The sequence below is a fragment of the Mesorhizobium sp. M8A.F.Ca.ET.021.01.1.1 genome, assembly GCF_003998025.1.
Taxonomy (GTDB): domain Bacteria; phylum Pseudomonadota; class Alphaproteobacteria; order Rhizobiales; family Rhizobiaceae; genus Mesorhizobium.
Genome location: NZ_RZSJ01000427.1, coordinates 1 through 5,486, shown reverse-complemented (window position 1 = coordinate 5,486; position 5,486 = coordinate 1). Strand labels below are relative to the sequence as shown.

Annotated in this window: 6 protein-coding genes; 2 read left to right on the top strand and 4 right to left on the bottom strand. The window is 63.1% G+C overall.

Annotation, left to right across the window (positions count from 1 at the left end):
* Positions 1-784: aminotransferase class I/II-fold pyridoxal phosphate-dependent enzyme (locus EOA36_RS26005; RefSeq protein ID WP_127279999.1), on the top strand; the 784-nt coding region annotated here is incomplete at its 5' end.
* Between the two features lie 88 nt (positions 785-872).
* Positions 873-1,697, top strand: a complete 825-nt coding sequence (gene mazG, locus EOA36_RS26000; RefSeq protein WP_127279998.1) for a nucleoside triphosphate pyrophosphohydrolase — start codon at positions 873-875, stop codon at positions 1,695-1,697.
* 61 nt (positions 1,698-1,758) lie between these two features.
* On the opposite strand, the gene hflX is transcribed toward mazG, so the two are convergent.
* The 4 genes from hflX to EOA36_RS25980 form a co-directional block, all read right to left on the bottom strand.
* On the bottom strand, positions 1,759-3,147 hold the full coding sequence (hflX, locus tag EOA36_RS25995; RefSeq protein ID WP_127279997.1) for a GTPase HflX: 1,389 nt from the start codon (positions 3,145-3,147) through the stop codon (positions 1,759-1,761).
* The gene (gene hfq / locus EOA36_RS25990; RefSeq protein WP_006202172.1) at positions 3,148-3,393 is read right to left on the bottom strand and encodes an RNA chaperone Hfq; all 246 of its coding nucleotides are present in this window, start codon (positions 3,391-3,393) and stop codon (positions 3,148-3,150) included.
* A 144-nt stretch (positions 3,394-3,537) separates the two neighbouring features.
* Entirely contained in the window at positions 3,538-4,401 is an 864-nt protein-coding gene (locus EOA36_RS25985) for a D-amino-acid transaminase (protein ID WP_127279996.1), read from the bottom strand.
* A 96-nt stretch (positions 4,402-4,497) separates the two neighbouring features.
* Positions 4,498-5,486 (bottom strand): sigma-54 dependent transcriptional regulator (locus EOA36_RS25980; protein WP_145969313.1); only part of this gene is annotated, 989 nt, incomplete at its 5' end.

The window sequence follows — 5,486 nt, the reverse complement described above, 5'->3', positions numbered from 1 at the left end:
GCGTGCCGCCGGCCTGCAGATCCGCGAATATCCCTATTTCGATGCGGCCTCGGGCGCGGTTCGTTTCGACGATATGCTGGCCGCGCTACGGGGCGCCAACAACGGCGACGTGGTGCTGCTGCATGGCTGCTGCCATAACCCGACCGGCGCCAATCTCGACGCGGCTCAGTGGGAGCGCGTCACGGATCTGGTCGTCGAGCGCGGCCTGCTGCCATTTGTCGACATCGCCTATCAGGGCTTTGGCGACGGCCTCGAGGCGGACGCACTCGGCTTGCGACTATTGGCCGCGAAGGTGCCGGAAATGGTCGTGGCGTCGAGTTGTTCGAAGAATTTCGCCGTCTACCGCGACCGTGTCGGGGCGGCGATGGTGCTGGCCAGGGACGGCGCGCATGCCGACGTGGCGATGAGCCAGATGCTGTCGGCGGCGCGCGCCATGTATTCGATGCCGCCGGACCATGGCGCGGCCGCGGTGCGCATCGTGCTGGAAGACGCCGCGCTGCGTGCCGATTGGGAAGCCGAGCTCGAAGAGATGCGCCTGCGTATGCTGCGGCTTCGGGTCGCGTTCGCCGAGGCATTGCGGCGGCAATCCAATTCCGATCGTTTCGACTTCGTTGCCAGCCATCGCGGCATGTTCTCCCGGCTTGGCCTCACGGAAGCGCAGGTCGAACGGCTGCGCGCCGAGCACGCCGTCTACATGGTCGGCGACAGCCGCATCAACGTGGCCGGCCTGCCCGAGGACGGCATGGATGACCTCGCCAAGGCGATCGTTTCCGTGCTGGACTGACGAAACGGGTACGTGCAACTGTGGACAAGGTCCCCTCGCCGGCTGACAGCGTTGGCCGCGCGGCGGTTCGCGCGATAGCATTCGCCGCATGACGCCATCCAAAGACATTTCACGCCTGATCGAGATCATGGCGGCGTTGCGCGCGCCGAAGACCGGCTGTCCGTGGGACATCGAGCAGGATTTCTCGACCATAGCCCCTTATACGATCGAGGAGGCCTATGAGGTGGCGGACGCCATCGCGCGCGGCGATCTCGACGACCTGCGCGACGAACTCGGCGACCTCCTGCTGCAGGTCGTCTACCACGCGCAGATGGCGCAGGAGGCCGGAGAGTTCGCGTTTGGCGACGTGGTCCAGGCCATCACCACCAAGATGATCCGCCGCCATCCGCATGTCTTTGGCGACGAGAAGGCTCGCAGCGCCGGCATGGCCAAGGGCATGTGGGAGAAGATCAAGGCGCAGGAGAAGGCCGAGAAGCGGCAAGCCCGCCTCGCGCGTGGCCTCGACCCCGAGGATAATGGCAAAGGCTTCCTGGACAGTGTTCCAGTCGCCCTGCCCGCCTTGACGCGAGCGCTGAAACTTCAGGAAAAGGCTGCCCGTGTCGGCTTCGACTGGAGCGAGGCCGTTCCCATCCTGGACAAGATCGAGGAAGAGATCGGGGAGTTGCGCGAGGCTCTGGCCAAGGGCGAAACGGCTGACATCAAGGACGAGTTCGGCGACACGCTGTTTGCCATCGTCAATCTCGGCCGTCACTTGAAGCTCGACTCGGAAGCGGCGCTTGCCGGCACCAACGAGAAATTCCGCTCACGCTTCCACTACGTCGAGCAGGCCGTGGAGAAATCCGGCGGCACGCTGGAGGAAGCGACCCTGGAGGAAATGGAAGCGCTCTGGCAGGAAGCGAAAACCGCGACGTAAGCCTATAGCTCGGCAATGCCGGGCGAAAACCGCGATACACTTTTCCTGGAGTTGCTGCGCGTTAGCCGTTGTTTTTGCGCCGCAATCGGCTTTCGATCTCTTCGCGAGCGCTTTGCGTGGCCTTCAGTGAAATGGTGGCGCTGCCGTCGTCATTGTCGGTCCGCGAAACGACGTCACCATTGCGATAAAGCCAATCGACCAAGCCAAACTGGGCCGGCTCGATCGTCACCGTCAGGTCTTGCAGCTCGCCGGCCATTCGCGTTTCGATGACCGCTTTCAGCACATCGATGCCTTCGCCTGATACCGCCGATACGGCGATTGGCGGTTCCTTGCTGCCGTCGGCGCCGTCGGCAAGCAGCCGGTGCCTGTTGCCTTCGTCCAGAAGGTCGATCTTGTTCCAGACTTCGATGACGCGCTTGGTGTCGCCGGCATCGACGCCGAGGTCGGCGAGGATGCGCTCGACATCCTCGGCCTGAGCCGCCGTATCGGGATCGGAAATGTCACGCAGATGGAGAACGAGGTCGGCCTCGACCACTTCTTCCAGCGTGGCGCGGAAAGCCGCGATCAGATGCGTCGGAAGGTCCGAAATGAAGCCCACCGTGTCGGAAAGTATAATCGGCGTGCCATGCGGCAGGCGTACGCGGCGCAATGTCGGATCAAGCGTGGCAAACAGCATGTCCTGCGCCAGCACCCCTGCCCCGGTCAGCTTGTTGAACAGCGTCGACTTGCCGGCGTTGGTGTAGCCGACGATCGCCACCACCGGAAACGGCACCTTCTTGCGCTTGGCGCGATGCAGGTCGCGGGTGCGGCGCACGGTTTCCAGCTCGTGCTTCAGCTTTATGATCTTTTCCTGCAACTGACGCCGATCGGATTCGATCTGCGTTTCACCGGGGCCGCCGAGGAAGCCGGCACCGCCACGCTGGCGCTCCAGGTGGGTCCAGCTGCGTACCAGGCGGCCCTTCTGGTAGTTGAGATGGGCAAGTTCGACCTGCAGCGTGCCTTCCTTGGTGCGCGCCCGCTCGCCGAAAATCTCCAGGATGAGCCCGGTGCGATCCAGCACCTTGGCGTTGAATTCCTTCTCGAGATTGCGCTGCTGCACCGGCGTCAGCGGATGGTCGACGATGACCACTTCCGCATGGCCCTCCTTGACGATTTCGGCGAATTCCTCGACCTTGCCGCTGCCCAGCAATGTCGCCGGACGCGGGTCGTTGACGGTCACGACGGCCGTATGGATCAGATCAAGGTCGATGGCGCGGGCAAGGCCGACTGCTTCGTCGTGGCGCGCCTCGGCCGAGCGCGTCAGCCGAGGACGGCTCGTGTCATCGTCATTACGCGGTTGGCGGGTAAGCACCGGTACGATGACAACGGCCCGGGTCGGGGCTTCGGCCGCCCCGGGATGATGCGCTGGTTTTCCGCGAACCGTGCCGTCCGCGTCCTTCTCACGTGCCAATCAGGCGCCCTGGCTTTCCTCGCCATCGAACATCTGAACCGGCTGGCTCGGCATGATCGTGGAAATGGCGTGCTTGTAGACGAGCTGGGAGTGGCCGTCGCGGCGCAACAGGACGCAGAAATTGTCGAAGGAAGTGACCACGCCGGTCAGCTTCACGCCGTTGATGAGAAAGATGGTGAGCGGGTTCTTGCTCTTGCGAACTGAGTTCAGGAACAGGTCCTGAAGGTTTTGCGATCGTTCCGCCATTGTTTTTGTCTTTCGCCGATCCCCTTCGGTTTGCAGCCAATGCGCCAAATTAGCGGGCACATGTCAAGCGCGCAAACACCATCTTGCCGTCAGTAACGACAAGCAGAACGAGATATATTGATGTTCATTCCACCTGTGCGGTTATCAGGCTGGACTTTTTTCCGCAATGTCAAAAAAGGCTTGCCGCAACGAAAGTGTTATTGAGCCGGGGTGTCCATTGGCTATGGGATCACCGTCGATGGCCACGATTGGCATGGCAATAGTCGTCGCCGAACTGATGAATGCTTCGCGAGCCGCCTTGGCCTCGGCGACGGAAAATCCACGCTCCTCGATCTTCAGGCCGAGCTTTGCGGCGACTTCGAACATGGTGGTGCGCGTGATGCCGCGCAGAATGCCATGTTCGGCCGGCCTGGTGACCAGAACGCCGTCCCTGGTAACGATCCAGGCATTCGACGAGCCGCCTTCCTTGACGTTGCCATCCGTGTCCACGAACCAGGCTTCCTGGGCGCCGGATTCCTTGGCCTTCTGCTTGGCCAATACATTGGGCAGCAGCCCGACGGTCTTGATGTCGACACGGTCCCAGCGGTTCTCCGGCACGGTAATGACCGCGATACCGGTCTCGGCTCGTTTCGTGCCGGCGGCAGGATCCGCCTTCCTGGCTGTCACCACCAAAGCCGGCTTCGTGTCCGCCGACGGAAAAACGAAATCGCGGCTGGCGACACCGCGCGTCACCTGAACATAGACCAGACCGTCGACGACATGATTGCGGTTGACCACCTCGCGCAGGATCAGCGGCAACACATTGCGTGTCACCGGCCAGGCGATCGACAGCTCGGTCAGCGAGCGGTTCAGGCGGGCAAGGTGGCGCGGCATGTCGACGATGAAGCCGCGCGCCACCTCGCAGACCTCGTAGACGCCGTCGGCGAACTGATAGCCGCGATCCTCGATATGCACGGAAGCGTCAGCATGAGCGACGTAGCGCCCGTTGACATAGGCAATGCGCGGCATTGGCGACCCCTGGAAAATTCTCGGGCTTTCTTATGCGATTCCGCCGCCGCCGTAACCGGCAAATGCTTGGCCCAGGCGCGGCTGATGGACGCCGCGTCAGACGCCCAGCGACTTCAGCTTGCGATGCAAGGCGGAACGCTCCATGCCGATGAACTCGGCCGTCTTCGAAATGTTGCCACCGAAACGGTTGATCTGGGCTATCAGATAGTCCTTTTCGAACTGTTCGCGCGCCTCGCGCAGCGGCAGCGCCATGATGTGCTGGTCCGACTGGTTCGGCGTGCGCGGCATGACATCGCCGATTTCGGACGGCAGCAGATCGGCGGTGATCGGCGCGTCGACGTCCTCGCCGCGCGCCAGGATCATCAGCCGCTCGACATTGTTGCGGAGCTGGCGCACGTTGCCCGGCCAGTTGTGCGCCTGCAGCACGGCCAGCGCGTCATCGCCGATACGGCGCGGCTTGATGCCGGCCTGGCGGGCGATCTGCTTCATGAAATTGTCGACGAGGTAGGGGATGTCCTCGCGCCGCTCGGCCAGCCCCGGCACCATGACCGGAACCACGGCGAGCCGGTGGTAAAGATCCTCGCGGAAACGCCCGTCGGCGATCATTGCCTCCAGGTTCTGCGAGGTCGAGGAAATGATGCGGACATCGACCTTGACCCGCTTCGTGCCGCCCACCCGCTCGAACTGCTGTTCGACCAGCACGCGCAAGATCTTGTTCTGCGTCTCGCGTGGCATGTCGGCCACTTCGTCGATGTAGAGAATGCCGCGATGGGCCTCCTCCAACGCTCCCACCTTGCGCTCGACCCCGTTCGATTCGGTGCCGAACAATTCGATCTCCATGCGCTCGGGCGTGATGTTGGCGGCGCTCAGCGTCACGAACGGCCCGCCCTTGCGGGTCGACAGCGTATGGATGGCGCGCGCCGCCAGTTCCTTGCCCGAACCGGAGGGGCCAACGATCATCACGCGGCTGTTGGTCGGCGCGACGCGCTCGATGGTCTGGCGCAACTGGCTCATCGCCGACGACATGCCGATCAGGTCGAAGGTCTCGCCGCTGCGCAGCTTGAGGTCGGAACCCTCGCGGCGCA